Origin of the sequence: Sphingobium sp. WTD-1 (assembly GCF_030128825.1) — a bacterium.
GTDB lineage: Bacteria > Pseudomonadota > Alphaproteobacteria > Sphingomonadales > Sphingomonadaceae > Sphingobium.
In genome coordinates, this window is the sequence record NZ_CP119128.1 from 25369 (window position 1) to 50470 (window position 25102).

At 63.3% G+C, this 25102-nt stretch carries 30 protein-coding genes and 1 pseudogene; 22 read left to right on the top strand and 9 right to left on the bottom strand.

The annotated features are described in order from the left end of the window. Positions 1–137: 137 nt before the first annotated feature. Positions 138–995 carry an IS91 family transposase gene (locus N6H05_RS25265; protein ID WP_502958984.1) on the bottom strand — a complete coding sequence of 286 codons (858 nt, stop codon included), beginning with the start codon at positions 993–995 and terminating at the stop codon, positions 138–140. 123 nt (positions 996–1118) lie between these two features. On the opposite strand from N6H05_RS25265, the gene istA reads away from it, so the two are divergent. Next, the gene (istA, locus tag N6H05_RS25270; RefSeq protein WP_284114399.1) at positions 1119–2381 is read left to right on the top strand and encodes an IS21 family transposase; all 1263 of its coding nucleotides are present in this window, start codon (positions 1119–1121) and stop codon (positions 2379–2381) included. Then, positions 2378–3235 carry an IS21-like element helper ATPase IstB gene (gene istB / locus N6H05_RS25275; protein ID WP_284114400.1) on the top strand — a complete coding sequence of 286 codons (858 nt, stop codon included), beginning with the start codon at positions 2378–2380 and terminating at the stop codon, positions 3233–3235. The genes istA and istB overlap by 4 nt, the downstream gene beginning before the upstream one ends. A gap of 76 nt (positions 3236–3311) precedes the next feature. On the opposite strand, the pseudogene N6H05_RS25280 reads toward istB, so the two are convergent. After that, a pseudogene (locus N6H05_RS25280) lies at positions 3312–3680 on the bottom strand (IS91 family transposase); the annotation flags it as partial. Between the two features lie 4 nt (positions 3681–3684). Further along, positions 3685–4596: a tyrosine-type recombinase/integrase gene (locus N6H05_RS25285; protein WP_502958985.1), complete on the bottom strand. Its 912-nt coding sequence runs from the start codon at positions 4594–4596 to the stop codon at positions 3685–3687. A 467-nt stretch (positions 4597–5063) separates the two neighbouring features. Between N6H05_RS25285 and N6H05_RS25290 the strand changes: the two genes are divergently transcribed. The 3 genes from N6H05_RS25290 to N6H05_RS25300 all read left to right on the top strand — a co-directional run bounded on the left by N6H05_RS25290 (position 5064) and on the right by N6H05_RS25300 (position 7590). Beyond that, a complete protein-coding gene (locus tag N6H05_RS25290) occupies positions 5064–6005 on the top strand; it encodes a DUF2493 domain-containing protein (RefSeq protein ID WP_020820493.1) in 942 nt (313 codons plus the stop codon). Positions 6006–6114: 109 nt separating this feature from the next. Beyond that, complete coding sequence (locus N6H05_RS25295; RefSeq protein WP_046765829.1) at positions 6115–6750, top strand: hypothetical protein; 636 nt, start codon at positions 6115–6117, stop codon at positions 6748–6750. A gap of 432 nt (positions 6751–7182) precedes the next feature. Next, complete coding sequence (locus tag N6H05_RS25300) at positions 7183–7590, top strand: single-stranded DNA-binding protein (protein ID WP_046765830.1); 408 nt, start codon at positions 7183–7185, stop codon at positions 7588–7590. Between the two features lie 75 nt (positions 7591–7665). Here N6H05_RS25300 and N6H05_RS25305 read toward each other — a convergent pair whose 3' ends face one another. Then, entirely contained in the window at positions 7666–8100 is a 435-nt protein-coding gene (locus N6H05_RS25305) for a thermonuclease family protein (protein WP_284114498.1), read from the bottom strand. A 304-nt stretch (positions 8101–8404) separates the two neighbouring features. Between N6H05_RS25305 and N6H05_RS25310 the strand changes: the two genes are divergently transcribed. From N6H05_RS25310 to N6H05_RS25350, 9 genes are all read left to right on the top strand, one after another. Beyond that, entirely contained in the window at positions 8405–8569 is a 165-nt protein-coding gene (locus N6H05_RS25310) for a hypothetical protein (protein WP_007682673.1), read from the top strand. A 93-nt stretch (positions 8570–8662) separates the two neighbouring features. After that, entirely contained in the window at positions 8663–9184 is a 522-nt protein-coding gene (locus N6H05_RS25315; protein WP_284114402.1) for a hypothetical protein, read from the top strand. Between the two features lie 423 nt (positions 9185–9607). Then, a complete protein-coding gene (locus tag N6H05_RS25320) occupies positions 9608–10000 on the top strand; it encodes a DUF3768 domain-containing protein (RefSeq protein WP_021245272.1) in 393 nt (130 codons plus the stop codon). Between the two features lie 183 nt (positions 10001–10183). Further along, a complete protein-coding gene (locus tag N6H05_RS25325) occupies positions 10184–10360 on the top strand; it encodes a hypothetical protein (protein WP_017182162.1) in 177 nt (58 codons plus the stop codon). A gap of 13 nt (positions 10361–10373) precedes the next feature. Next, complete coding sequence (locus N6H05_RS25330; protein ID WP_021223782.1) at positions 10374–11138, top strand: ParA family protein; 765 nt, start codon at positions 10374–10376, stop codon at positions 11136–11138. Continuing rightward, on the top strand, positions 11138–12070 hold the full coding sequence (locus N6H05_RS25335; protein ID WP_021223783.1) for a ParB/RepB/Spo0J family partition protein: 933 nt from the start codon (positions 11138–11140) through the stop codon (positions 12068–12070). Before N6H05_RS25330 ends, N6H05_RS25335 begins: the two co-directional genes overlap by 1 nt. 251 nt (positions 12071–12321) lie before the next feature. Further along, the gene (locus tag N6H05_RS25340; RefSeq protein ID WP_021223784.1) at positions 12322–12858 is read left to right on the top strand and encodes a plasmid mobilization protein; all 537 of its coding nucleotides are present in this window, start codon (positions 12322–12324) and stop codon (positions 12856–12858) included. After that, a complete protein-coding gene (locus tag N6H05_RS25345; RefSeq protein WP_021223785.1) occupies positions 12851–13957 on the top strand; it encodes a relaxase/mobilization nuclease domain-containing protein in 1107 nt (368 codons plus the stop codon). Before N6H05_RS25340 ends, N6H05_RS25345 begins: the two co-directional genes overlap by 8 nt. A gap of 138 nt (positions 13958–14095) precedes the next feature. Beyond that, positions 14096–14728, top strand: coding sequence for a DUF6088 family protein (locus N6H05_RS25350; protein WP_284114404.1), 633 nt, complete (start codon positions 14096–14098; stop codon positions 14726–14728). Here the strand turns inward: N6H05_RS25350 and N6H05_RS25355 are convergent. After that, on the bottom strand, positions 14708–15385 hold the full coding sequence (locus tag N6H05_RS25355; RefSeq protein ID WP_007684587.1) for a hypothetical protein: 678 nt from the start codon (positions 15383–15385) through the stop codon (positions 14708–14710). The two genes, N6H05_RS25350 and N6H05_RS25355, sit on opposite strands and share 21 nt — an antisense overlap. 122 nt (positions 15386–15507) lie before the next feature. On the opposite strand from N6H05_RS25355, the gene N6H05_RS25360 reads away from it, so the two are divergent. From N6H05_RS25360 to N6H05_RS25375, 4 genes are all read left to right on the top strand, one after another. After that, positions 15508–15777, top strand: coding sequence for a hypothetical protein (locus tag N6H05_RS25360; RefSeq protein WP_017182168.1), 270 nt, complete (start codon positions 15508–15510; stop codon positions 15775–15777). A 159-nt stretch (positions 15778–15936) separates the two neighbouring features. After that, positions 15937–17151: a tyrosine-type recombinase/integrase gene (locus tag N6H05_RS25365; protein ID WP_284110425.1), complete on the top strand. Its 1215-nt coding sequence runs from the start codon at positions 15937–15939 to the stop codon at positions 17149–17151. After that, a complete protein-coding gene (locus N6H05_RS25370) occupies positions 17142–19271 on the top strand; it encodes a tyrosine-type recombinase/integrase (protein WP_022674669.1) in 2130 nt (709 codons plus the stop codon). Before N6H05_RS25365 ends, N6H05_RS25370 begins: the two co-directional genes overlap by 10 nt. Then, entirely contained in the window at positions 19268–19738 is a 471-nt protein-coding gene (locus N6H05_RS25375; protein ID WP_022674670.1) for a hypothetical protein, read from the top strand. Before N6H05_RS25370 ends, N6H05_RS25375 begins: the two co-directional genes overlap by 4 nt. Positions 19739–19925: 187 nt before the next feature. Here N6H05_RS25375 and N6H05_RS25380 read toward each other — a convergent pair whose 3' ends face one another. The 4 genes from N6H05_RS25380 to N6H05_RS25395 form a co-directional block, all read right to left on the bottom strand. Next, complete coding sequence (locus tag N6H05_RS25380; RefSeq protein ID WP_185707944.1) at positions 19926–20507, bottom strand: HdeD family acid-resistance protein; 582 nt, start codon at positions 20505–20507, stop codon at positions 19926–19928. 102 nt (positions 20508–20609) lie between these two features. After that, complete coding sequence (locus N6H05_RS25385) at positions 20610–20831, bottom strand: hypothetical protein (protein WP_278988706.1); 222 nt, start codon at positions 20829–20831, stop codon at positions 20610–20612. Between the two features lie 3 nt (positions 20832–20834). Then, entirely contained in the window at positions 20835–21119 is a 285-nt protein-coding gene (locus tag N6H05_RS25390) for an HU family DNA-binding protein (RefSeq protein WP_185707942.1), read from the bottom strand. A 45-nt stretch (positions 21120–21164) separates the two neighbouring features. Further along, on the bottom strand, positions 21165–21590 hold the full coding sequence (locus N6H05_RS25395; RefSeq protein ID WP_284114406.1) for an SOS response-associated peptidase family protein: 426 nt from the start codon (positions 21588–21590) through the stop codon (positions 21165–21167). 29 nt (positions 21591–21619) lie between these two features. On the opposite strand from N6H05_RS25395, the gene N6H05_RS25400 reads away from it, so the two are divergent. The 4 genes from N6H05_RS25400 (at position 21620) to N6H05_RS25415 (ending at position 25073) form a co-directional block, all read left to right on the top strand. Continuing rightward, positions 21620–22975 (top strand): IS1380-like element ISPme1 family transposase, encoded by a 1356-nt coding sequence (locus N6H05_RS25400; RefSeq protein ID WP_012112698.1) that lies wholly within the window; start codon positions 21620–21622, stop codon positions 22973–22975. A 214-nt stretch (positions 22976–23189) separates the two neighbouring features. Continuing rightward, positions 23190–23351, top strand: coding sequence for a hypothetical protein (locus tag N6H05_RS25405; protein WP_206434175.1), 162 nt, complete (start codon positions 23190–23192; stop codon positions 23349–23351). Between the two features lie 95 nt (positions 23352–23446). After that, the gene (locus N6H05_RS25410) at positions 23447–23956 is read left to right on the top strand and encodes a DUF1269 domain-containing protein (protein WP_099231069.1); all 510 of its coding nucleotides are present in this window, start codon (positions 23447–23449) and stop codon (positions 23954–23956) included. A 61-nt stretch (positions 23957–24017) separates the two neighbouring features. Further along, positions 24018–25073, top strand: coding sequence for a patatin-like phospholipase family protein (locus tag N6H05_RS25415; protein ID WP_099231071.1), 1056 nt, complete (start codon positions 24018–24020; stop codon positions 25071–25073). The last annotated feature ends 29 nt before the right edge of the window (positions 25074–25102 follow it).

Genomic DNA, 25102 nt, shown 5'->3' on the forward strand with positions numbered 1-25102 from the left:
TGGCCATTGTCCTCGATGCGCCGCTGATCCTGCTGGCAATGAGCCTAATTTTGACTTTGCTGGCGGTGTTGGCACACCTACTCCCATGGGCCGGGTCGCAGTGCCCGCGGCCATCATGCAGGGTAAGCCATGCCGGGTCATGGCGTGTTCTCCCGGGTCTGCGGTGCTGGCTGCGGCGGTGCACGCGGTTGGCACCAGCGGGTGAAGGCTTCAATGATGGTCATGTGCCCGCCGCAGCATGGGCATGGCAGACGATGATCGGGCGGTTCATCGGGTTCGGACTCCTTGATCGGCGCGGCAACGCCCAGCAGCCTGCGGGCGAGCGCCATGGCCTCCTTGTGCGTTGAACTGGCGAGCAGGCCGTAATGCCGGATGCGGTGGAAGCCGCGTGGCAGGACGTGGATCAGAAAGCGGCGGATGAACTCGTCGGTCGCCAGCGTCATGACCTGCTGGCGTTCGGCGCCATCGCGGCGATAATCTTTGTACCGGAACGTCACGCCGGTCTCGTCGAAGGCGATGAGGCGCCGGTTCGAGATGGCAACACGGTGCGTGTAGCGCGAGAGATAGGCCAGCACCGCCTGCGGCCCGGCGAAGGGCGGCTTGGCATAGACCACCCAGCGCGTTTTCCGGATTGGCGACAGATACCGCAGGAAGGCCTTGCGTGTCGCGACGTCAGCCAGGGTGCCGAAGAAGGTCAGCTTGCCCGCATCGAACAATGCCAGCAGGCGAGTGAGGAAGAGCCGGCGGAACAACGCGCCCAGCACACGCACCGGCAGCAGGAATGCCGGGCGCGACGATATCCAGCGCGTGCCGTCGCGCGCGATGCCACCGCCAGGCACAATCATGTGCACATGCGGGTGGTGGGTCAGTGCCGATCCCCACGTATGCAGCACGGCGGTGATCCCGACCCGCGCGCCGAGGTGCTTGGGATCGGTCGCGATGGTCAGCATCGTGTCCGCGGCGGCGCGTGTCATCGGTCCTGCAATTCTCCGCAAAAGTGGGCTTTGAAAATTCCCTAGTTGGTGGCCCCTTCATCTCATTCTGCCGGGGCTAGCCCCGGCAGAATGAGATGAGCCGACATCGTCCTCATCTCCTTTGCAGACGCGGAGACGGGGCCGATGATCCGACTTGGAGAATTGATGATGATCCTCGAGCTACATCGGCAGGGCGTATCGATATCCGCCATCGCCCGACGCACTGGTCGCGATCCCAAGACCATCCGCAAATATATCGAACGGGGCGTCGAGGCCCCGGTCTATGGCCCACGCGCATTGGGACGGCCGAACAAGCTGGCGCCCTATCTGGAATTTCTGCGTGAGCGCGTGACGGCCTTTCCCGATCTGACGGCGGCGCGCCTGACGCGTGAAATCCGTGAGCTGGGCTATATGGGCGCCTATACTGGGGTGAAGCGGTTCCTGGCAGCGATCCGACCGGAAAATGGTCCCAAGCCCTTCGAGGTTCGGTTCGAGACGCCGCCTGGCGTGCAGGCGCAGGTCGACTTCGCCCGGTTCGTCGTTGATTTTACCGATGAGCCCGGCGTCAGCCGGATCGTCTGGCTATTCAGCCTGGTGCTGGGGCATTCGCGCTTCCTGTTCGCGCGCTATGTCATGCACCAGGATCTCCAAACCCTGTTGCGCTGTCATATACAGGCCTTTGAAGCGATCGGAGGCGTCCCGATCGAGATCCTCTACGATCGCATGAAAACCGCCGTGACCGGGGAAGACGATCAGGGTCACATCATCTACAATCGATCATTGCTGGCTCTGGCGGGGCATTATCGCTTCGTTCCGCGCGCCTGTCGTCCCTATCGGGCCAAGACCAAGGGAAAGGTCGAGCGGCCGTTCAGCTACATCCGCAAAGACTTCTTCCTCGGGCGGAGCTTCCGCAATCTGGAAGATCTCAATGTCCAGCTTATCGACTGGCTCGATACCGTCGCCAACGTCCGTGTCCACGGCACGACGCAGCGGATCATCGCCGACGCCTTTGCCGCCGAGCAGCCAGAGTTGCAGTTGCTCCCAGCGGGGCGCTTCGATGCGGTTCTGAAGCTGGAGCGTCGGGTCAGCCACGACGGCATGGTCTCCGTCGGCGGCAATTACTACAGCGTTCCCGATCGCACCCGCCGCGTCGTCGAAATCCAGCAGTTGCCCGACAAGATCCGGATCATTGACCTAGGCAAGGTCATTGCCGAGCATCCTGTCCTGGAGGGGCGCCGACAGTACAGGATCGATCCTGCGCATCGAACCGGAGGCAGCGGCGCCAAACGGCGTCACCATGGGAAAGAGGATATCGCCATTGGTCGTATCGGCGAGCATGTCGCGGTGCGCTCCCTGGCGATCTATCAGGCGATCGGCAGCCAACTGGCCCGAGGAGAACGGCCATGAGCCATGGGGGTGCCGCGTCTCGCGTTGATAATATCCGCCGCAGTCTGGTCCATCTCAAAATGCCGCGCGCCCTGGAAATGCTCGACGCCACCCTGCGCGGGATCGAGCAGGGCAAGATCGATGGCGTTGAGGCGATCGACATATTGCTGAACGAAGAACTGTCGCTGCGGGAGAACCGCAGGATCAAGGCGGCCCTGCGCATGGCCAGGCTGCCGATCATCAAGACGCTGGACGGATATGACTTCTCCTTCCAGCCATCGCTCGACCGCAACCGGATCCTGGCGCTGGCCGGCCTCGACTTCATCAACCGGGCCGAGGTCGTGCATCTGCTGGGGCCGCCGGGCACCGGAAAAAGCCACATCGCGACCGCCCTCGCAGTCGAAGCCGTGAAGGCAGGCAAGAGCGTCTACTTCATCCCGCTTGCCGATCTGATCGCTGCGCTGGCCAAGGCTGAACGCGAGGGCACGTTACGCGAAAGGATCCGCTTCCTGTGCCGCTCCTCCCTGCTCGTCGTCGACGAGATCGGATATCTCCCTGTCACGCCGGGCGGCGGCAACCTGTTCTTCCAGCTCGTCAACGCCCGATACGAAAAGGGCGCCATGATCCTCACATCCAACCGCGGCTTTGCCGAATGGGGCGAGGTCTTTGGCGATCCTGTGGTGGCGACGGCCTTGTTGGACCGCCTCCTTCACCACGCTGTGGTCATCCAGATCGAGGGATCCAGCTATCGCATGCGACAGCACGCCGACTTGCTGCCTGAGCATGCGCGCGCCACTCCCTCCATCAACCCACCGCCCTTGCCGAAACGGCGCGGTCGCCCAGCAAAGGAAAAGCTCGATCTTCATCACGGCTGATCACCGAAAAAAAACCTCCCGCCAAACTAGGGAATTTTAGATGCCCACTTTTGCGGAATCTTCGGTGCCCGTTGACAGCGCGGAACAGCAGGTCATAGACCACGGCCTTGTTTTGCCAAGCAACGTCGGCGATCTGGGCAGGCAGCGTGAACACGACGTGGAAGTAGCCGACCGGCAACAGATCGGCCTCACGCGCGGCCAGCCAGGTGCGCGCCGCGGCGCCCTGGCACTTGGGACAATGCCGGTTGCGGCACGAGTTGTAGGCGATCCGCCAGTGCCCACAGTCGTCGCAGGCCTCGATGTGACCGCCCAGCGCGGCGGTGCGGCAGTTTTCAATCGCCGTCATGACCTTGAGCTGGCCGAGGCTCAGATGCCCGGCGTGGGCTGAGCGATACGCGGGCCCGGCGCTACGGAAGATATCGGCGACCTCGAGCGAGGCGCGCACCGGCTCAGCCGGGAGGAGCCACCTGCGCCTCAAGCAGCGTCGTCAATTTGTCCAGAGGACTGATGACCGCGCGCACCGTTCGAGTTGCGACCGTGGTGTAGAAAGCAGTGGTCTCGAGGTTCGCATGCCCGAGCAGCGCCTGGATGATCCGAATATCGACGCCGTCTTCCAACAGATGCGTGGCGAAGCTGTGTCGCAGAGTGTGAGGGCCGACCCGCTTTTTGATACCCGCAGCCTCGGCAGCATCGACAACGATCCGATGGAGCTGCCTGGTACTGAGCGGCTTGAGATAGTGCATGCCCGGGAACAGCCAGCCATCGGCGTGCATGACGCCTTGCTTGCGGCCAACCGTCCACCACTCACGCAAAAGGGCAAGAAGGTCAGCAGGCAGGAGCGCATTGCGATAACGCCCGCCTTTACCGCGCTCCACTCTCAGGAGCATGCGCTTGCTGTCGACATCGCGGACCTTCAGCATCGTGACCTCGGCGGCGCGCAAGCCAGCGCCATACGCAACGGACAGTGCAGCCTTGTGCTTCAGGCAGTTGGTCGCGCCGAGTAAGAGCACAACCTCGTCGCGGCTGAGGACAACGGGCAATGCGCGAGGGTTCTTGACCGTGTAGAGCTTGCGGGACAGATCCGGGCGGTCAATGGTGTGCGTGAAAAAGAAGCGCAGCGCAGAAACCACGCTGTTCATGGTCGGGATCCCTATGCCCGCCTCGCGCTGTTCGACCTGGAATTGCCGGAGTTCTTCTACCGTCGCAGTATCGGGGGGACGCCCAAGATATGTGGCGAACCTCGCGACATGCCGCACGTAATCGAACTGGGTCTTCCGCGTGAACCGGCGCATGTTCATGTCTTCGATCATGCGCTGACGCAGCGAAGTGACGGGGGCATCAGACAGAATATTGGTCATCATACGACTCCTTGGTTGAAAGGAGCCGGAATCGTCTGCCTACTTAGCCCAGACCTCAACTTAGGCTCAGGCCGCCGGTCACTGGCCAGGCCTCAAAATAAGCGCCACTCCCGCGCCAGCGGGTTCGTACAAGTCCCAAGCTCTGCCTGTTCGGGAGGCGTCGATCATGATGCGACGAGATCCAGCATCCGAGATTTGACACGATCGCTGGAAAATCGCTGCTCCTTGATTCCATGAAGCCTCAGCCCCTCGCCAGAGGATGCGCATGCTTGGGCCATCGCGCTGGCTGCCGCAATCCGGGGCCAATCCGGCCGTGTTGGCGCTTGCGCGCCTGCCCGCTCCACCCGGCATTGTCCCGGGTTTCCCTTGGGCTTTGCCCGGCGGTGCTGCCGCCGCTTCCTTCGATGGCCCGGAGGCTGCGCATCCGGCGGATGGGCCGCCGGCCCCAAGTGGAACGAAAGGCAAAGCTCATGACCAGCACTCTCTCGGCGATACTCTCCGCCCTCGAACTTGGTCATCTTGATCACACTGGCGACCTGCGCACCCTGGAGGCGCCGCCCCCCGCCGAAGCCATGGAACAAACCGTCAGCGCTGTCTGGAGCGATCTTTTCGCACTTTTTCCCTTTAGTGCGCTTGAGCGCGACATCGAGGATCTGGGCTGGGGCCTGGTCAATCTCTTCCACCGCGCAGCCGCCAAGAAGCACCAGATGATCGACCGGCTGACCGACGAGATTCGGCTTCTGCTCGCCGAGCAGGATGGCTCGGAAGTTGCGACCGCCGACCTTGAGGACAAGATCGATCTCGCCCGCAAGATCGAACAGTCCGCCGAGGCCTATGAAACCATGCGCGACACGGCGGCCCGCCATTATCTCCACGAGACGGGCCGTTCCTGGGTGCCGGCGTCGGGCAACCGCATTTCTCTCGGCACGACCGCGGCGATAGTCGATGGCCGGTCCTATCTCCAGGCGCGGCGAGAAAGGGTGCGCGATGCCAATATGGTCCATGGCACGCCCGTGATCTTCGCCGGCGGGCGGCTGCGTTTCGCCAGCGACGACGAGGCCAAGCAGTTTGCGGATAACCTGCTGCGAACGCTCAATGCCGTCCGCGAGCGGGTGGGCGACATGTATCTCGTCCATGGCGGTGACATGAAAGGCATTGAGCGCCTGGCCGCGTCTTGGGCCGAGCAGAACGGTATCCAGCAGCTGCGGTTCGGGCTCGATCGCAAGCTCGGCGATCGCGCCGGGTTCCGCCGCAATGAGCAGATGCTTTCGGTCAAGCCGCGCTACGTCATCGCCTTCCAAGGCAATGGTGTCACCGAAAGGCTGGTGATCGAGGCCAAGGCGCGCGGTATCCACGTCGTTGATCGCCGCGGACCGCTTGGCACGCCGCCAGCGTCGCGACCCTGCGGCTGATCCGCCGCGCCGGCCGCTTTGGCGGCCGGCTTACCCCGTTTTGAAATGCTGCGATGCCGGAGGGGAGGAGGGCAGGGCGGGTGCGTCCCGTTTCCCGGAGGTTTGCATCATGTTCATGCCCGATCACCCCACAGCGCGCGCGCTCCTTGCCTTTCGCGCGGCGCATGGCCGCCGCTGGAAAGCGAAGCTGCTGCTCTTGTGGTCGACCGGCCGCGACGTCGAAGAGGCCAATGGCGCCTGCCTGCGCCAGTTGCGCAACCAGGCCGGCCCAGCATGGCTTCGCCGGCTATCGCCACGCCGCTGGCGCGCGATCGAGAGATTGGCGGAGCCCGGCGATCGGCAGACCGCCTCGATCTTCCTTGATCGCGCGCGCGAGTTTCACGAAGGGGCATGCTTTGGAGCCACCGTTGCTCTTGCTCCCGCGCTGCACCTGCTGGCGATATCCTGCGAGCTGGGGCTCAAAGCCTATCTTATGAGCCGGGGCTGGTCGCACGAGGAGGTCGCGCGCGATATTCGTCACGACCTCATCGCCGCCTTCGACGAAGCGCGGCGGCTTGGCCTCCCGTCCCCGGGCCGTATTCTCGTCGATTTGCTTACAAGCCTCGGTCCCGCCTATGCCGGGCATCGTATCGACGCGCTGGTGGCGGATGGTTATGTTTGCGATTTCGCGGCCGTGCTGCGCGCGATGGGCTCGCTCCTCGATGCCGTGGCGGCCGGACTGAGCCTGCCGATGCCGACGCCGTAACTGCGCCTTCTTGCCCGTCCACTAGCATGAGCATGCGATGGTTTGGGTTCCGCCGGACGGCGGTGCGGGATATGGTCCGTTTCGCCGCGCGGCTTGGCGGCGGGCGGGGCAAAGTCGAGCTTGAGGTTCGCCAAGGCATTGGACCGGCGTGGCCCTATAGGTCGGGGATGCCTGTGATCACCATGGAGGGGTTCCTGGCACGGCCAAGCGACGAGCCGTCCTTCTCCTCATCTGACCCCTAAGTCGGCCGTCCGGCCCATCCAACCCGCGATCCTTCGGGCCGAGTTGCCGTGTACCACGGCTGCCCGCACCACCCCTTGTCTCGGGGTTTCCCGGCGCTGCGCCTGCCGGTGGATGATCCGTCCTGTCCGCCTTGGCCGGGGATCAGTCGAAGGGACGGTCCCTTGGACCCAGTTCGAAGGAACTCCAGCCATGCACAATCTCGTCATCCTCGCCGGCAATGTCGGCGCCACGCCCGAAGCCCGCACCACCCAAGGCGGCACCCGCATCACGCATTTCAGCCTCGCCACCTCGCGTCCGAAGCGCGACAGCAACGGCAAGATCCTCCGCGACGACAACAACCGCCGGCTCGAGGATACCGAATGGCACCGGATCACCTGCTTCAACGGGGTCGGCAAGACGGTCGAGCAGTATGTCGACAAAGGCATGAAGGTCATGGTCCGTGGCCGCATTCACTACACCCGCTGGACCGACAACGAGAATATCGAGCGCTACGGCGTCGAGATCATCGCCGATGAGGTGACCTTCCTCACCCGCGCCAAGGCGAACGACAATGCGGGCGGCGGCCACGAGCCCGAGGATGATGAAATCCCATTCTGAAATCGGTCCCTTCAGGCCCGGCGGCCTCGCCGCCGGGCCTATTTCCCTGCTCGGGCGGGAAAGGAGGCAAGCGGATCAGCGGGATCGGCATCGCCCTTGGGCATAGCGATCCCAGCGCAGCACGGTGCCGGTGCGGATCATGGCGCAGCTCAGGTCGCCGATAGAGGGCGCGGCGCACCAGGCGCCGGTCCTGTTGCCGCGCGCGTTGCCGGTTGAAAGGCAGCGCATGGTGGGACCATCGACCAGAATATGGCCCGAGCTGGTGCGCCCCTGAGCGCCGCCCAGCAGATTAACAAGAGCGTCACGGGCGGCCAGAGCGCTCGCCTCGGGGCAGGGCTGACCTGGCCGGCAACTCCCGTCCGTCTCGCGGGCCGCAATTCCGGCGAGACGGACATGCATGCCTTCACGGCACCAGATCGGCCCATCTCCATCCCAGACGCGCGTCGGTGTGCAGGTGAAGACCTGGCCATCGGGAATGACGGTGGCAGCAAGCAGGAGTGCGAACAGCATCGCGGCGATGCTAGCCCAGCGGCGCGTGCTTGTCATGGGTGTGCCATCCGTCAGATCGGGGGGCGGGGTGACCGCCTGGGCAAAAGTCGGCGGGATCATGGGGTCATGGCCGGCGGGTCCACCCGCTCTCAATCAGGCGCGATCCTTGGTCCGACCGGCGGCCTATTGCGATCAACCCGCAAGGGGTCCGGTCGCTGCGCTACGGCTTTTTGGGCTGCGCCAAAAAGTGATCGCGGCCGCCGGCCGGACACATCGGGCGCCAGTCGAGCGGGACGGACCCGCCGGCGCGCAAAGGAACCCCGACATGTTCACCGACATTGCAACCGCTCGTCGTCACGCCTTCAGTCTCTCGCGCAGCCTCATGGTGGTCACCTTCGTCATCGCGATCGGGCAGCAATATGGGGTCATCACCGCAGAGGATGCGGACGGCAGCGTTGCCCTGGTGGCCGAATATGATCCATTCGCCTGATGGCTCCTCCGGGAGCCTACGGCTCCCGGAGGAGCCATGGAGGGCGTGTCATTGATTCAACGAAAATAAAGACAGCAGCGCTAGGCGTTTGGCATGGATGAAGGTGCGCCAATCGAAATTGCCAACGATGATCCCTTGTGGAACCAGGCGATCCAAGATGTGAACGCGTGGCGAGGCGCGTGTTTGCAGCATTTCTCGGCGGCTGAAGCGGCCGTCACCGAAACGCTGCTCCTTCTCAAGGCCATTCCGGGTAGAGGGGAGGCAGTACGGCTGCGGCATTTGATCGGTCAGCGGTTCGATGACCTCAGCAAACTTATCGAGGCAGAAGGCGCTTTCGCTCAAGAAGGCAAGGCGGCCGCCAAGGCCCTTTCGGATCTCCGCACACTCGAGGGCCTACGGTCGTTTCTTGCCCATGGTCAGGCCAAGATCGCGCTCGAGCGAACCGGGAAATGGATCGTGATCTTGCGCCATGTCTCGATCCGCGGGCAGCAGGCTGAACGCCTAATGCTGCTTTGCGAGCAAGCCGAAGCTGAAGAAAGGCTCGCCGATCTGAAGCGCAAAAGCCAGAAGCTGTGCTCTGTTCTCGGCAATTTCCGGAGAACCGTGAAGAGCTGAACGGGCGGCTCCGGCGAACCCGGATCGGGCTCTAGGCTTCGCCCTGAGACTTGGATTTCCAAGTCTCAGCCCATTAGGGTGACGATCCCTGCCGTGAGCGGTGGTGGCATCATTTGCCTGCTGCTTCGGCATTCCCACCGATCTCGAACTTCGGCTTGAGATGGGCGTAATCGAGAGGGTGAGTCTCCTGCAGTCCGAGAGCGCCAATCACACGGGTGCGACACCGGACAGGTGTCCACGCCATTGGGTCCTTTTCCGTTGTCGGCTTCCTGGTCGGCGCGCGGGGCCGAGCAAGCCCGCATAGGCGGGCTTCTCCACTGCGTTGCGACCCTCCGGGTGCACGACCCCGCTATGACGCCGCCCTTTGGGGCGCCTGTCGGAAGGCCCCGATGGGCGGGGCTGATCCAGACCGGAGTCACAGCCATGTCGCAGCCTTCTCAACAATCGGCAGACCGAGCCGAGCGGATCGACCGCATCGCCGCACTGAATGACAGCCTGCGGAGATCTATTTGCAGCCCTGGCCGAAACCAGATCGTCATGACCGCGGGCGTTGCCGCGCTGGTCGGGGATGTGTCCCTCTTCCGCGGATTTCGCAGACGCGCTGAGATCCTGCGCACGGTACGAAACTATGACAGCTTCAATTCCGACAACGATCCATTGGGCGAGCATGATTTTGGTCGCTTCGAATATGACAGCGCCATTCTCTACTGGAAGATCGATTATTATGATCTCGAGCTTGCCTGGGGCTCACCCGATCCAGCCAATCCCGACGTCACCACTCGGGTTCTGACGATCCTACTCGCCGAAGAATACTGATCGGCACGGCCATCCCCCTGACCGGGGGGATGGCCGTGAAAAGTCTGCTTGAGCAGACTGCGCGCAAAGGATGTCCACGCACCAAGTGCGCTCGGGGAGGGGAGGGTGCACCGGAGCATCGCCCCCGGGCCGGTGCAAAGCCGTGAACCGCCGCGGGATCAGACCATTTGAGGAGTTAACGCCATGTCCGCTTATTTCGCCGCCCATCCCGATCACGCGATCCTCTTTGCGTTCGGCTGTTTTGCGCTCACCGTCTACCTGTTCCGCTATGTCGGTCCGGGCATTGGCGGTGGCGGCGACTGGTCATCGCGTGACCATTATGAGCGCAATCTGCGCGACGGTCCGGAAGACTATTGTTGAGCTGGCCGCCCCGATGAGGACGATCGCTGTGAGCCTTCTCAAGGGCGGGGTAGGCAAGACCTTCCTCGCCACGCATCTCGCCTGGTATCTGGCCGAAGCGGCGGGACGCAGGGTCGTGTTTGTCGACCTGGACCCGCAAGCTAGTTCGTCACGCCGTCTGGCCCGCGAGCGGCCGGGGGGCTTCGCGGCGGATCTCTTCGATCCATCGGCGGCTCTTGCCGCCGATGGCCAGGTCGGGCTCACTTTGCTCGCTGCCGACCAGCGTTTGCAGATGATCAAGGCGGCACAGGATGTGCGCGACTTTCTCGGCCGCTTTCCTGCGCTCGCGCCTCATTTCGACCTGTGCGTGATCGATACCGGTCCCAAATGGGACGAGCTTACCCTGAGCGCTCTCGCGGTCGCCGACGCAGTGATCGCGCCCGTTCAGGTCGCCGAAGATTCGGTCGAGTGCGCCAAGATGCTGCTGACCGCGCTGCGCAAGGCCGAGGCGGCGAGGGCGGGGCGCAAGATCGATTTCCTCGGATTGCTGCCATCGATGGTCAACCCGTTCGACCGGCGCGAAATAGACAATGCCGTCAAGCTCGCCCACGCGGTGGGCGAGCGGCTGATGTTCCCGGCCTTTATCAAGGCGCGACCGACCTACAAGCATGCCGCGGAAAATCATCGGCCGGTCTGGATGGAGGGTGGTGGCGGCGCCAAGGCGGCGGCCGAGGAAATTCGGCCGATCCTCGCCGAGATCGAACGGCGGCTCGGTTCAGCGCCAGCGGCCGCCACCTGATGGGTAAGTTCGACGAACGCATCGAGGAGTTCGGCCTGCTCGTCGGCGCGCATGAAACAGCGCGCCGGGTCGAGGAAATCCCTCTGGATCGAGTCATCCCCGACCCCGGCAATCCCCGGCGCAGTTTCGACGATGACGCCCTGGCCGAGCTTGCGGCCTCCATAGCGGCCCGCGGGGTCTTGCAGCCGATCACGGTTGCGCCCGCCGACGCCGCCGGCTTGCATCGCATCCGTTTGGGCGAGCGGCGCTTTCGTGCCTCCGAGCTCGCGGGCCGGGTGACGATCCCGGCGATCGTCGTGGCCGAGGGGGAGGGAACCCATCTGCTCGCCGATCAGATCGTTGAGAACGATCAGCGTGCGAACCTTTCTTCGGTCGAGCTCGCTCATGCGATTGCCCGTATGCTCAAGGGCGGCATGAGCCAGGTCGAAATCGCCGCTGCGCTGGGCCGCTCCAAGCAGTTCGTCTCGCTCTATGCAGCCTATGGTGACATGCCTGCCTATCTCAGGGAGGTGCTCCCGCGCGCGCCGATCCGGCTGCTCTATGACCTGCATCGCACAGCCAGGGATTATCCTGCGGAAGTCGAGGCCTATGTGGGCGCCTGGGATGAGAGCGGCGCGACATTGGCGGAAGGCGCGCGGTTCATTGCCGGGCTGAAGAGTAAGACGGACGTTCCCAGCATTGAGGCAGCGCCGATGGAGGCCGCGGCGGTGACCGTCGCCCGTCCCCAACTGCGGGCAGGGACTGAGCCAGTCGCGCGACCAGGGGAGCAAACGCCAGAGGCCAGCCTTGCCGTTGAAGTCGATGGCCGTCCCGCGCGTCTTGTCCTTGGCCCGCGTGTTGTCGTGATCTTCGGCGATGGTTCCCGGCAAGAGATCGCGGCCGAACGACTTTGCACAGCGTCTGAGGGACGTCCCGACGCCGCGATGCTCTGATCCTCTTCCTCCGCGTTCGCATATCCTGTTCGTGTGTATGTCGGCCGCGCCCCTTTCGGGGTGCGGCCTTTTGCGTCGGTTCGAGCTGGGGCGGCGCCGGTGGCGCCGCCCTTCGTGGATCAGGCGTGAATGATAGGCGCATTTTGCCAAATAGGGTCGAAGTCTGCTCAAGCAGACTATCAGATGAGTTGAGTGAAGGTGAGGGCCGGATAGGCGTGACGCCGGGGATGTATGACAATAACCTTTGATGCATGCCCGTCTTCACCTTCCGTCTCGACGATGAAGTCGCCCAGCGCTTCGATGCTGCGGCGGACAGCGCCGGTGGCCGCTCGGCTTTGCTGCGGCGCCTCGTCATGACTGCAGTGGACGCGGAGGAGGGCGGGACGCCGGGACCAGTCCGCCGGCGGGAGCGAACAACGCGGCGGTTTGAGATCCGGCTGACCGATGCGGAAACTGCCGCGCTGGATGCCGAGGCCGATGCTTTGGGTATGAAGCGCACAGACTGGGTGACAAGGCTGGTGCGCCGCCGGCTGCATTCGGCGGCACCGCTACCGCTCGAAGAGCGGGCGGCAGTGGCTCAGGCGTGGCGCGAGCTCAACCGGATCGGCATCAATCTCAATCAGGCGACGCGGGCGCTCAACGCATCGGTGATGGTCGAATCCGGGCTCGATGTCGCGCGCGAGGCGGCGCGGGTGGCAAGCTTTCGGACGGAAATCCGGATGGCGCTTGCCGGTCTCGGCACCGCGCTCAAGGGCGATCTTGCCTATTGGGATAGCCTCGATGCTTGAGGAGGAGGGCATCCTGCCGCTGCCCAGCCTCATGGAGGCATGGCGGCCGCCCACCGGCGGTAAACGGACACTGCGGGGGGCCTATGTCCGCATCGGACGAGGCGCACCGGGCCGGGGAGGGCAGGGGCGGCCCGTGTCGCTGAGCCAGGCCGAGGCTCGGGCCAAGCTCGAGCGGATCGTGCGCAAGGCCCCGGAGGTCATGGTCAAGGTCTCGGGCAAGCAATATGGCGCGCATCATCTATCCGAGCATTTCGGCTATGTTGCGCGGCACGGGAAGCTTGCGGTGCGCTCGAGCGAGGGCGAGATCATCGATGATCCCAAACGGCTGAAGGAGATCGCGCAGGACTGGGCCATGCTCGATGAGGCGATGAACGAGCATGGCCGCGACCGGCCGACCTCGCTGTCGCTGGTCCTTTCCATGCCCAGCGGTTCGACCGATCCCGAGACGCTGCAGGATGCCGCCCAGGCGTTCGCCCGCATCCTGTTCGAGGACAATCACGCCTATATGCTGGCGCTCCACACCGATACCGATCATCCGCACATCCATCTGACGGTGGCCACCGAAGGTGCGGACGGTAGGCGGTTCAACCCGCGCAAGGCCGACCTCCATCATATGCGAGAGACATTCGCGCATGAGCTACGGGCGCGCGGCATCGCGGCTGAGGCGACGCCCAGACGCGCACGCGGTCACGTTCAAAAGCGTGTGCGCTCTGCAGCGCTGCATCTCGATGCTCGGATCGGTCAGGAGGGGCGCCGGCTCAATATGGATGAACTCAACGTGCTGCGCGCCCGGGCCTTTGCGCACGCGCGCGATGAGGAACGGCGGCCGCAAGACGTGATGGCGCTGGTTCGCCAGAAGCAGATACGCGGTGCTTATGCGGAGGCGGCGGTGGCGCTTGCACGTACCGGCGAGGCCGACGACCAGGCACTTTCCGACGAAATTGCGGGTTTCCTGGCGGCTATGCCGCCGGCGGTCTCCCGACGTCTGGCCCTGGCCCGCGAGATGATGCAGGGGCGGCAAGCGACACAGCCGGCGCGCGAGCTGGAGGGTGGAGCTGGTCCCGAGCGGCCAGTGCCGGAGCGTGGGCGGGAGCGTTGATTCGCATGGGCGGTTGATCTTGCGAAGGGATGCTCCCCCTACCATGTGCTGAAATGTCTTGGAAAGTCGAGGGAACTGGCGCTTTCTGTGGTCACGGCTTGTTAGAAAAAACCATGCTATTATCTAACACACAGGAGCATGGACATGTCTGCGGTGGCTGATCGGATTATGAAGCGTGTGCGCGGCAAGGGCCGTGGCTGGGTGTTTACGCCCAAGCAGTTCGTCGACTTCGGCACGCGCGGCTCGGTCGACATGGCGCTGTCGCGTCTCGCGCATGCCGGTGACATCCGTCGGATCGGCTGTGGTCTCTACGACTATCCCCGCCAGCATGACAAGCTTGGTGCCCTGAGCCCGGATCCCGGGCAGGTGGCCCAGGCGCTCTCCGCGCAGAGCGGCGATGCGCTCGCGCCGTCGGGAGCGGCGGCGGCCAATAGCCTTGGTCTCTCGACACAGGTGCCCGCCCGGGCGAGCTACGCCACCAGCGGTCGCACCCGCACCGCCAAGGCTGGCGGCCGCAGCGTTACCTTGAAGCACAGCCGCGCGCCGGTGCTCGACGCGCCGGAGTCTGTGAATGCGATCGTTCAGGCGCTCGCGCATCTGGGGAAGGGCAATATCGACGCGGATGCGATCGGGCGCTTCGCCGCGCGGCTCGACGATGCCGGTACGCGTGCGCTCGTCGCGGGCCGCCCGGCCATGCCGGGCTGGATGGGCGACATTGTCCTGAAGATTCAGGCGTCGCGGAGAGATAGGTCATGCAGGGAGAAAGGGTAGCGCCGCTGGCGCCACCAGCAAATCTCCAGATGCAGGGTCGGGCACAAGGATGGGTACGGCCGGATAAAGTGTCGGCCATGTCGAATACTTGGCGATCCATGTCGCGGCGCTTGGAGACAGCCAGCCCGTCAAGGTCGTGATACTCGCATAGCGCTGCGCGAGCGGAAGCGCGATGATGGGTTCATAGTGGGCGACGCGGTTGCGCAATATACGCAGGTCGCGCAAGTCCCGCGCGATCACACCGCGCTGTACGCCTTTGGCCTGAAAGATGGGTCGCAGGCTTTGCCAGAGGTGGTGTGACTTGGGGCCGAAGAGTGACGCCCAGAAGCCGAAGTTCAACTCCGCTACGATCTGCGGACGGGTCGCTGCCTTCCCGTCTTTCTGTAGCGTTTGCCGTGCTTTTGCGATTGCGCCCGTCTGATAGTTCGTCACAAGGATCGCAGGATCGTCGATCCAGGCGGCGCCATGTTGGGCCGCAAGCCGCGCGTCCGCCATGTTACGCAGCACGACCTCGAGCATGTGTAGAGGGCCATAGAGGGCTGCGGAAAGCTGCACATTATAGGTGTACAGGCGCTCTGCGAGCGTCTGATCGGCTCCGGCCCACTTCAGATAAGTGTCGAAGCGGTCAGCGGACAAGGCATGAACGAACGTTGGCACGGGAACCTTTTCACTTGATTTTTAGGCACCCTTGCGCCATATGAACTGGGTATCCCCCGGCGGTCCCTGCTTTGCAAACCGTCGGGGCACTTTATTTCTAGACATCGTCGATTCGATCTTCAATGCCGTTGCTGGAGCAGCGCAGCGTGAATGAACTCGCGCGCCGCCGGCATGCGACGAGATTTTGCGTGATCACAGCGAAATACATCCCGTGGGACCCGATTGGCGCGATGCCCGACGACCGAAAGGACGGTCGCCTCATGCTGCTCTGGGAAGGAGATCGCCCCGTAATCGGCCGATGGGATGACGGGCGTAAGGGATGGGAAGCTCCGGAAGGCATGCACCTTTTCGAGGAGATCACCTATTGGGCGGATATCAATTCACCGGAATGACCCTTGCTCTTTCAGATGATAAATGATTGATATAAAACGATAAAAGTTTGATAATATATCTTATGTTAATAGCGATACCGCAACTGTCCATGTAAACTGTGTCCAGTGTGATGGGGAAAGGCTTGCAGTCACGGCGGTCTTTCAACAGTATCAGCGACCGTGTCCACTTCGTTCGCCACGACGCCCTGGCAGGCAGCGCGTATCGAAATGCCCGGCGGCCGCCGGTCGTGGACGGTATTGGATGATCACGGCGACGTCGTCGAGTGCCTACGTCATTGGATCGTCCATCTCGAGCAGACGCACGCGTCTCCGAACACGATCCGCGCGTATGTTCGCCATGTCGTCGACTTCGCGAACTTCCTCGGCGCCAACGGCGCCGGCATCCATGAAGCCACGGTTGCGCTCTACGACGGCTTCCTTGCCTGGCGGCTTGCCCGGCGAAAGGATGCCTTGCCGAGCCCGCGGCTGATCCTGCTGCGAAAGCAGGAAACGCGGGTTCTGGCGCCATCGACGCGCAACCAGATCCAGCTGGCGATCAAATCGTTCTACCGCTTCTATAACGGCACCGACGACTTCGCGGTCGATACGGCTGAGGTCAGCAAGGTCTATGACGGGCACCGGATCTACAAGCCGTTCCTCGAGCATATCAGCCAGCGTCGCACGACGCGGCGCAAGGACCGCTATCTGTCGGGCGATCCCGGCCGTGTACAGCAGCAGGTGCTCAAGAAGCGCCTGACGCCAAGCGAGGTCCTGCGGCTGATCGAGGCGTGCGGTCTCGCGCGCGACGCGTTCCTGATCGTGCTGCTCTACAATACCGGTCTCAGGATCGGCGAAGCGCTGGGTCTGCGCCATGTCGACATCGACCTCGCTGAAAAGGTCGTCTGGGTCGTTCCGCGCGAAGACAATGCCAATGGCGCCCGCGCCAAATCCGGCCGGACGCGCGGTGTGCCGGTCCACGACTACGTGCTCAACATGTACGTCGACTACCTCACCAGCGACGAATATCTCCCGGCCTTCGAGTCCGGAGCGGAGTACGTCTTCGCCAATGTGAAAGTCGGCATGATCGGGCACGCCATGAGCCTGTCCTATGCCCAAAAGCTCGCGGGCCTGCTCGAGCAGCGCACGCATATCGACTTCAGCTGGCACATGTTCCGCCACAGCCATGCATCCGAAGCGATCGCGGCGGGATACAGCCTGCTCGAAGTGGCCGATCGCCTCGGACATGCCAGCCCGCAGACAACGGCCGCGTTCTACCAGCACCTGTTCGCCTCGGAAATCCGCAGGCTTTACCTCACAGGTCCCGACGAGGTGCATGAAAGGCTTGAGAAACTTCGCGAGGCAGAGCTTCTTAGAAGGGATATGCGATGGGCATGACGCCGCTGGCGCTCGTCGGCGGCACACCGCATGATACCGATCGCTACAGCAACTGGCTCGAAGCTCGGCTCGGGGGACTATCCCCCCTTCTCGTTGAGAATCCTGTCTGGTCAGACGCCATAATGAACGAGGTGTTCGGCCATTCCTGGCTGAGCCAGACATACGCAAGTCTGCCGCTCAGCGCTGCGGTTCCGGTGCTGACCAACGAGATCAAGGCCTACCTCGCGGCATCGGTGCTCGATGATCGCAAGGCCGACACCCAATGGTTCCAGCGCCGGATCCCGGTGATCCGATATCTCGTCGAGGAAGGCGCAAGCCTGCTTCAGCATTTTGGAGCGGGCTGTCTGGCGGACATCCCCCACCCGGGCTTCGGCGCGTCAGATGGCGATACTGCGAAGACGAAATGCCACAACGATGCCGTCCTCGAACTCTACGCCACATGGTACGGCGAACAGTACGGGCGGCGGAGGCAAAGCCAGACCCGCCAATGGATCCGGGACGGCGAGATCGTCACCACCCAGTATCGATCACCGGAAGTGCAGCTGTTCGGTGATATCCATCGCTTCTCGATCATCAATCGGGCGCAGATGGCGCCGATGCATGACCGCGACATCATCTGGATCAACGATCTTTACAGCGAGGAGGACACGCGCTTCCGCGACCGGCAACGCCGAAGCGACACTTATCTGAACTTCCTGTGCTTCGAGCCTTGGCTGCGCCCGTTGATGCGCGGCTTCCTGCTCGACAAGGTCGCACATGGCGAACTTGCGCCGGCGACCCTTGTGGGAATGCAATCGCGCTTGCGAACCTTCGGGCAGTTCCTGCACGGCGAGGGCATCGCCGAGCCCGGGCGAGTCACTGAACTGACGATGGAGCGTTACCTCGCATGGGGAAACGCGCGAAATGCCGCAGGCAAGAACTGGTACACCGACATCGTGCAACTCCTGCGCGCGGCTCCGGTCCTGCTGCCAGGCCAATGGCCGCGGATCGCACTCGACAAGCGCGCCGCACGGCGCATCCGTTACAAGCAGGCACCGGACGACCCGCGGAACCGGCTTTACGCATCACGCGAGGGTGCCAACCGGGCCGCCCCGCCGGAAGCCCTGGCGGCCATGGTGGCCAGGCTCGACGAACTGCCCGCCCCTATCCCGGTAATCTTCATGATCGGCGTCACGACCGGGGCGCGGGCCGAAGACCTGCATGCCCTGCTCTTCGACTGCCTGCGGCCCGATCCGCACGACACGCGCTTCATGCTGTTCACGTTCTGGCAGAACAAGGTCAGCCGCTGGAATACCAAGCCCTTGCTGGTCACCGATCCTGCGCACCAGGCGATGATCAAGCTGATCGAGGCGCAGCGGGATCATGTCCGGCAGCGTTACGGGCGCGTCACCAAATACCTGTTCCCGGTCTTCTCCGGCAAACGGGAGTCGTTCCTCGGCTACAACTGGACCTTGCAGGAACTCAAGATGCTGTGCCTCAGGCATGGAATCGTCGATGGCGAGGGCAAGCCGTTCGACTTCTCGTGGCATCCACTGCGCCACCATCGCGGGACGCAGATGGCGGCCGAAGGCCATGACATCCTCAGCATCATGTTCGAACTGGGCCATGCCTCGCCCGATATGGCGTCGATGTACGTCAACAAGCGTCTCGACCTCAAGAAGAACGCCTTGCTGCGGAAAGGTGGCGGCCAGTTCTTCACGATCGCGGGCAAGGTCGACGAGGCCGTCGGCGATCTCCTGCTGCGCAAGGAAACCATGCTGGCGACGCGGGTCAGTGGCGGCGCCTGTACGCTGCCCGGCCAGCTTGGCGAATGGTGCGAGCACGCCCATGCCTGCCTGACCTGCCGGTTCTTCCGCGCCGATGGCGACGACCTCGAGCACTTCCGCTGCGAGCGCGCCGGACTTTACGTCGCGATCGAAGGCCTCGAACAGGAAGCGCGGGATTACGAGGAAGGCGGTCAGGCCCGCATGGCCGACATCACGCGCAAGCGGCTGCAACGCAACAAGGATGCCGTCCACAACACTGACACCATCATCCGTTCCATCGAGGAGCACGGTCTCTACAAAGGTCAAAAGCAGCGCTACAGGCCGAGCGCTGCTCGGGAGGAAGCGACGCAATGACTGATCTACGGATCGCCACTCTCAACGATGCCCGCAGCCGTCGTAGCGCTGAAAAGCGCGCCGCGGTCGAGGACGCAATCATGCAACTGCGCGAGACCAGGCAGGCTGTGACGTTCGTCTCGGTGGCTCGTGAGGCCAAGGTCAGCCGTCAGTACCTCTACAATAACTTCGCCGATGAAATCGGCGAGGAACGCGTCGAGACCCGTGCAGAAACCGAGGTCATCGACGGCAAGAAGGTCCCGCTGCGAACGCCCGAGGAATACCGGCACATCGAAGCGGCGCTCCGCAACAAGATCGAGCGGCTTGAGACCGAACTGCGGGATGCCCGTGCCGAAAAGGCCAAGGCGGACCGAACGGCGGAACGTGAGCGCGGCAAAGCCGAACACTGGCGTCAGCTCTACACAGCTGTCCTGACGCGCGTGTCCCCTGGACAGTCCCCCGAACCGCTGCCGTCCGCCGAAGACTGAACCGTTCCGCTCCCATCGGGTTACGATCAATCGAGTAGGAAGTGAGCCGCCTACGGCGTCTTGCACTTCCAACTCCCTTGATCGTCCAAATAATTAGCGAAACACAATGGACAGGCATAATGCCATCAAGCCATTGAAACTACACCACAAGACATGACGTGGTGTTGATATATGTTAAATCAATGACTTAGGTGCGGATATTGGCTCTGCCGGGTTGGGCCAGCTTGCGCAGACCAAACGCGACAAAGGCGAGAAATACGCCGCGGAAAATGAAGCTGATCCCGACGATCGTCGCGAGCATGACGAGGCTGGTCGCGGGACCTGCGAACAGCAGATATCCGCCCAGAACGATATCGAGGACGCCCAGCGCAAGACGCCATCCGCGATCGTAAGCGCCCCGGATGGCGCTCGCGACCTGAAATATGCCCGAAACAAGCAGCCAGAAACCTAACGCCCAGACCAGGGAGATCGCGCCGGCAAAGGGATTGAACAGGATAAACCCGCCCGTCACGACACCCAGGACGCCCAGCAGCACTTCGGTCCAGCGTCCGCGATCGGACAACGACGAAACACCGGAGACAATCGCGAGGACACCGTAACCGATCAGAAACACGCCCAGGAGAACGCCCGTCGTCAACCCGGTGGCGATCGGATTGGCAAGCGCGACAAATCCGATCAGAATCACGAGAATGGCATAAGCCAGAATCCAGCCCCAGGCCGACCCTGAACGCGCTTCCAACCTTTGATCCCATGCAGTGTTGCTTGCCATGATGCGTCTCCCTTTTTCCGCACAATTCCCAAATCGGCGAAGAGTTTCTCCCCATAACCGGCCTGGAGGCGTGAGGTCGAAGCGTCCTGCGAACAGCCGCGCTCAGTAATCGAGGTTACGCTGTTCCATCTGTGCTGCCGCGAGATCTGCAACAAACCCCGCGCCGCCAGTCAGCTCGTAGATGCGCGCGACGTCTTCGTCGGAAAGGTTGGCGACCATTGTGCGCACGGCATCCGCATTTGCCGCATCGAGCGTTGCGGCAGGGCCAGCGTCGTCCGCATACCCGGCAATGCTTTCGTCACCTCCATGCCGGGTCTGTGTCATCGCTCAGGCGCCGTTCAAACGATCGCGGACCTGCTTGGCAGGCGCGAAGCTGATCTTGCGCGATGCAGCGATCGTGATCGCCTCGCCGGTCGCGGGATTGCGGCCCTGACGCTCGGGCGTATCCTTGACCTTGAACTTGCCGAACCCGTTGATGCTGACTTCTTCGCCCTTGGCGACGGCCGCAGTAATGTCGGCGAATACGGCTTCGACGAACTTCTTCGCGTCCGGCTTTGACAGCCCGTGTGCGGTGGAGAGTTTTTCGGAAAGATCCAAGGTCGTTGTGGGCATGATCAAATCCTGTGCTGGCGGTTTCAAATATTGGTTGGGTGGAGGTTATGCCTCACCACTATCAGGCGTCGCAACCTGTTCCACCATGTCGCCGTCATATGGTTTGACCAGCGCGAGCGCCTCCTCGGCTGTCCCGTCGAGCCATTTCGTCAAATCTGCGCGATGCAGGATCGCCGGCATCGCCTTTGGATGCCAGGGGGCGACAATCGCGTTCGGGGATGTCGTACAAAAGGCATAGGCCTCGCCCCGCTCGGTCGGCCGCCAGATCCCGGCGAAGAATGCGATCGGCTGATCGGGCAACGAAAACCACATCTGCCGGGGCTTGCCATCGTCCCCCTTCCCACCTTCAGGATGCGGTTCGGCAAAATGCGTAAAGGGGACCAGGCACCGGCGCTCGGGATTGGAGCCCACATTCTCCAAGTAAGTCGCTGATTTCGCTGTCGTAATCGTGATATTTCGCATATAAATCATGGCGTTGACGGCTGCGAGGGGCGCGTTTCATGGATCACCTGGAGGGTGCGGGCTTGGCGCGGGGAGATCGGGTTGATTTCGACCGCCGTGTGCGTCTGGAGTTCCGTGGTGCGCAGATCAGTTCAGACGGTGGCCTGCTGGTGATGCGCGAGCTTGATGACGTGCTCGGCCTGTCCAATCTGGCGTCGGAGGCGCTGCGAGACAGCCGCACCGGGAAGAACACGCTCCATCGGCTTGACGGATTGTTCCGGCAATCGGTGTTCGGACGACTGGCCGGATACGAGGATGTGAACGATGCCGACCGCTTGGCCCTCGATCCCGTGATGCGTCAGGTCGTTGGCGGCAGGGCCGTCGAGGCGCAAGCTGCTTCGGCATCGCAGATGGGACGGTTCGAGACCGAGACGCTGGCTCTGGCCGCGAACCGGGCGGCGCTGGCCGATCTGAACGGCCAATGGATCGACCGGTTTCATGACCGCAACGGGTTGAAATACATCGTGCTGGACATGGACAGCTCGGTCAGCCCCACCCACGGCGATCAGGAAGGTGCTGCCTGGAACGGGCATTTCGACTGCACCTGCTATCACCCCATCTTCTTGTTCAACCAGTTTGGCATGCTGGAGCGCTGCGCCCTGCGTAACGGCAATGTCCACAGCGCCGATGGCTGGCGGGATGTCCTTGATCCCGTCATTGCCCGATATGCTGGCCGCGACCTTGGTGGACGCTTCTTCCGGGCCGACGCTGCCTACGCGATCCCCGCGATCTATATGCGGCTGGAAGAAGCCAGGTTCTTCTACGCCATCCGTCTGCCCGCCAACGCCGTCTTGCGCGAGAAGATCGCGCATCGGCTGACACGGCCCGTGGGACGGCCTTCGCTGACCAAGGTCAAACGGTTCTTCGAGGACTTCGAGTATCAGGCGGCGTCCTGGGACAAGCCGCGCCGCGTCATCGCCAAGATCGAATGGCATCCGGGCGAGCTGTTCCCCAAAGTCGGCTTCATCGTCACCAACCTGCCGATGGAGCCAGACTGGGTGGTGAGGTTCTACAACCAGCGCGGCACCGCAGAGCAGCACATCAAGGAAGGCAAATATGCCTTTCGCTGGACGCGGCTGTCATGCCGGAAGTTCCGGCACAACGAGGTGCGGCTGCAACTGCACGCGCTGGCCTACAACCTGGCAACCTTCCTGCGCTGCATCGAACTGCCCGAGGCCATGGCGGACTGGTCGTTGACCAGCCTGCAACTCAAGCTGATCAAGATCGGCGCCCGCGTCGTCCGCCACGCCCGCGCCATTACCTTCCAGTTGGCCGAGGTCGCCGTCACCGGCCCGATGGTGCGGGCCGTCCTTGCCGCCATCCGCCGTCTTCGAACGCCTCCGTCATGCGCATGACCACGATCCATGCCCAAGCTGAACGAAAGCGGCAGGACAGGTCCGTCTGCCGCGCGGAAAAGCGGCTCTGCCGGGCCAGAATGCTGCGGGTTCGAGGCTTGATCCACCCGACTTCGGCCGTTTGCGCGACGACAGACATCGCTCGGGGCGAAAAACGCTTGCCCAGCGAGCAAAATCAGGCGATCTTGAAGTCAAGCGGAAGGCCACTTGGGGAATGTCGGTCGACGTGCTGCGCTTCGATCCCAGCAAGATCATCCTCTCGCAGGGACTGGCACCCGGCGAGATGATCGTTTCGGCCGGCACGCAGGCCCTGCATCCCGGCCAGCGCGTCAGGCCGGGGCCGCAATCCGCCGCGGCTTCGCCGCAACGGCCATGAGGAGGGCGCGTGCCTGCCTCCCCCGCACCGGAAGCTTTCCGGCCTGACCGGCTGGCTTCCGGTTCTTTCTCACCCACGATTACGGAGTCATCGACATGAGCAATCTCGTCTTCATCGCCTTCCCGACGGAACAGAAGGCCGAGGAGGTCCGCCAGAAGGTCCTATCCCTGCAGCGCGAATATCTGATCGAGCTGGGTGACGCAGTCGTCGTGGTCAAGGACGACAAGGGCCATGTGAAGCTCAATCAGATGATCAACCTCACCGCCACGGGCGCCGCTTCCGGTGCGCTCTGGGGCACCCTGATCGGCTTCATCTTCCTCAATCCGCTGATCGGCACGGCGCTCGGTGCCGCGTCCGGCGCTCTCGGCGGCAAGTTCAGCGATATCGGTATCAACGACCAGTTCATGAAGGATGCCGCCGAGGCCCTGCAGCCGAACACGGCGGGCCTGTTCCTGCTCATCCGCAAGATGACGACCGACAAAGTGCTGGCGGATCTCAAGGGCGTCGGCGGCACGCTGATGCAGACCTCCTTCGACGAGACCAAGGAGGCACAACTGCGCGCGGCGCTCTCGGCCGCGGCGGAGACCGAGGCCCCGCAGGCTTGAAGCATCGACCGAAGCCCGCCGCCATGAGGCGGCGGGCCGCGCCGACGAAAGAGGGACTTCGGTGAGCAAGACGCCTTCCGCCCCCAGCCGCGGCAACGACGCGCGCGCTCCACTGAACATCGACCTCGCTCTTCAGGGCGGCGGAGCCCATGGCGCGTATACCTGGGGCGTGCTGAGCCGGATTCTCGAAGAGGACTGGCTGACGATCGAGGCGATCTCCGGCACCTCGGCTGGTGCCATGAATGCCGCCGTGCTGGCCTCCGGCTATGCGCTGGGCGGGCGTGCAGGCGCTCGCGACGCATTGGACCGCTACTGGCGGAAGGTGTCCGAGGCGGCACGCTTCAGCCCATTCCAGCGCTCGCCGCTCGATGTGCTGCTCGGCCGCTGGACGCTCGACACCTCGCCGCTCTTCGTGGCGATGGACATGATGTCCCGCGTCGTCTCGCCCTACACCCTCAACCCGTCGGGTACGAACCCGCTGACGGACATCCTCGCCGAGGCGATCGATTACGACGCTATCGCAAGGGGCCCGATCAAGCTCTTCATCTCCGCGACGAATGTCAGGACGGGGCGCAACCGCATCTTTCGGAACGGCGAGATCACGCCGGACGTGCTGCTCGCCTCGGCCTGCCTGCCGACGCTGTTTCAGGCGGTCGAGATCGACGGCGAGAGCTATTGGGACGGTGGCTATTCCGGCAACCCGACGATGACCCCGCTGATCGAAGAGAGCACGGCCAGCGACACCATTCTCATCCAGATCAACCCGGTCGAGCGGCCGGGCACGCCGCGCAATGCTCGGGACATCCTGAACCGCCTCAACGAGGTCTCCTTCAACGCGGTGCTACTGAAGGAGCTGCGGATGATGGCGCTGCTGCAGCGCGAGGCGCTCTCCGGCACGGGCGAGGGCGCGCGCTGGGCGCGCATGCGCCTCCACCGCATCACCAGCGACGCCATGATCGAACTTGGCTATTCCTCGAAGCTCAATGCCGAGTGGGAGTTCTTCACGATGCTCCATGACGAGGGCAGGCGCTCCGCCGAAGCGTTCTACCGGGCGCATCGCGACGAGATCGGCAAGCATTCGACGCTCGATCTCGACGAGTTCACCAAGGGGGTCTGACGGGTGCCTGCGCTGAAGAGAACTGCCGC

Coding starts and splice junctions, on each gene's coding strand:
- N6H05_RS25380 (WP_185707944.1), bottom strand. CDS start 20,507: ATGGCAAGCAACACTGCATGGGATCAAAGGTTGGAAGCGCGTTCAGGG.
- N6H05_RS25395 (WP_284114406.1), bottom strand. CDS start 21,590: ATGATTTATATGCGAAATATCACGATTACGACAGCGAAATCAGCGACT.
- N6H05_RS25340 (WP_021223784.1), top strand. CDS start 12,322: ATGCCCGTCTTCACCTTCCGTCTCGACGATGAAGTCGCCCAGCGCTTC.
- N6H05_RS25305 (WP_284114498.1), bottom strand. CDS start 8,100: ATGCTGTTCGCACTCCTGCTTGCTGCCACCGTCATTCCCGATGGCCAG.
- N6H05_RS25345 (WP_021223785.1), top strand. CDS start 12,851: ATGCTTGAGGAGGAGGGCATCCTGCCGCTGCCCAGCCTCATGGAGGCA.
- N6H05_RS25385 (WP_278988706.1), bottom strand. CDS start 20,831: ATGACACAGACCCGGCATGGAGGTGACGAAAGCATTGCCGGGTATGCG.
- N6H05_RS25285 (WP_502958985.1), bottom strand. CDS start 4,596: ATGATGACCAATATTCTGTCTGATGCCCCCGTCACTTCGCTGCGTCAG.
- N6H05_RS25405 (WP_206434175.1), top strand. CDS start 23,190: ATGTCGGTCGACGTGCTGCGCTTCGATCCCAGCAAGATCATCCTCTCG.
- N6H05_RS25295 (WP_046765829.1), top strand. CDS start 6,115: ATGTTCATGCCCGATCACCCCACAGCGCGCGCGCTCCTTGCCTTTCGC.
- N6H05_RS25375 (WP_022674670.1), top strand. CDS start 19,268: ATGACTGATCTACGGATCGCCACTCTCAACGATGCCCGCAGCCGTCGT.
- istA (WP_284114399.1), top strand. CDS start 1,119: ATGATCCGACTTGGAGAATTGATGATGATCCTCGAGCTACATCGGCAG.
- N6H05_RS25370 (WP_022674669.1), top strand. CDS start 17,142: ATGGGCATGACGCCGCTGGCGCTCGTCGGCGGCACACCGCATGATACC.
- N6H05_RS25320 (WP_021245272.1), top strand. CDS start 9,608: ATGTCGCAGCCTTCTCAACAATCGGCAGACCGAGCCGAGCGGATCGAC.
- N6H05_RS25360 (WP_017182168.1), top strand. CDS start 15,508: ATGCCGTTGCTGGAGCAGCGCAGCGTGAATGAACTCGCGCGCCGCCGG.
- N6H05_RS25400 (WP_012112698.1), top strand. CDS start 21,620: ATGGATCACCTGGAGGGTGCGGGCTTGGCGCGGGGAGATCGGGTTGAT.
- istB (WP_284114400.1), top strand. CDS start 2,378: ATGAGCCATGGGGGTGCCGCGTCTCGCGTTGATAATATCCGCCGCAGT.
- N6H05_RS25335 (WP_021223783.1), top strand. CDS start 11,138: ATGGGTAAGTTCGACGAACGCATCGAGGAGTTCGGCCTGCTCGTCGGC.
- N6H05_RS25310 (WP_007682673.1), top strand. CDS start 8,405: ATGTTCACCGACATTGCAACCGCTCGTCGTCACGCCTTCAGTCTCTCG.
- N6H05_RS25390 (WP_185707942.1), bottom strand. CDS start 21,119: ATGCCCACAACGACCTTGGATCTTTCCGAAAAACTCTCCACCGCACAC.
- N6H05_RS25290 (WP_020820493.1), top strand. CDS start 5,064: ATGACCAGCACTCTCTCGGCGATACTCTCCGCCCTCGAACTTGGTCAT.
- N6H05_RS25300 (WP_046765830.1), top strand. CDS start 7,183: ATGCACAATCTCGTCATCCTCGCCGGCAATGTCGGCGCCACGCCCGAA.
- N6H05_RS25330 (WP_021223782.1), top strand. CDS start 10,374: ATGAGGACGATCGCTGTGAGCCTTCTCAAGGGCGGGGTAGGCAAGACC.
- N6H05_RS25410 (WP_099231069.1), top strand. CDS start 23,447: ATGAGCAATCTCGTCTTCATCGCCTTCCCGACGGAACAGAAGGCCGAG.
- N6H05_RS25315 (WP_284114402.1), top strand. CDS start 8,663: ATGGATGAAGGTGCGCCAATCGAAATTGCCAACGATGATCCCTTGTGG.
- N6H05_RS25325 (WP_017182162.1), top strand. CDS start 10,184: ATGTCCGCTTATTTCGCCGCCCATCCCGATCACGCGATCCTCTTTGCG.
- N6H05_RS25350 (WP_284114404.1), top strand. CDS start 14,096: ATGGACATGTCTGCGGTGGCTGATCGGATTATGAAGCGTGTGCGCGGC.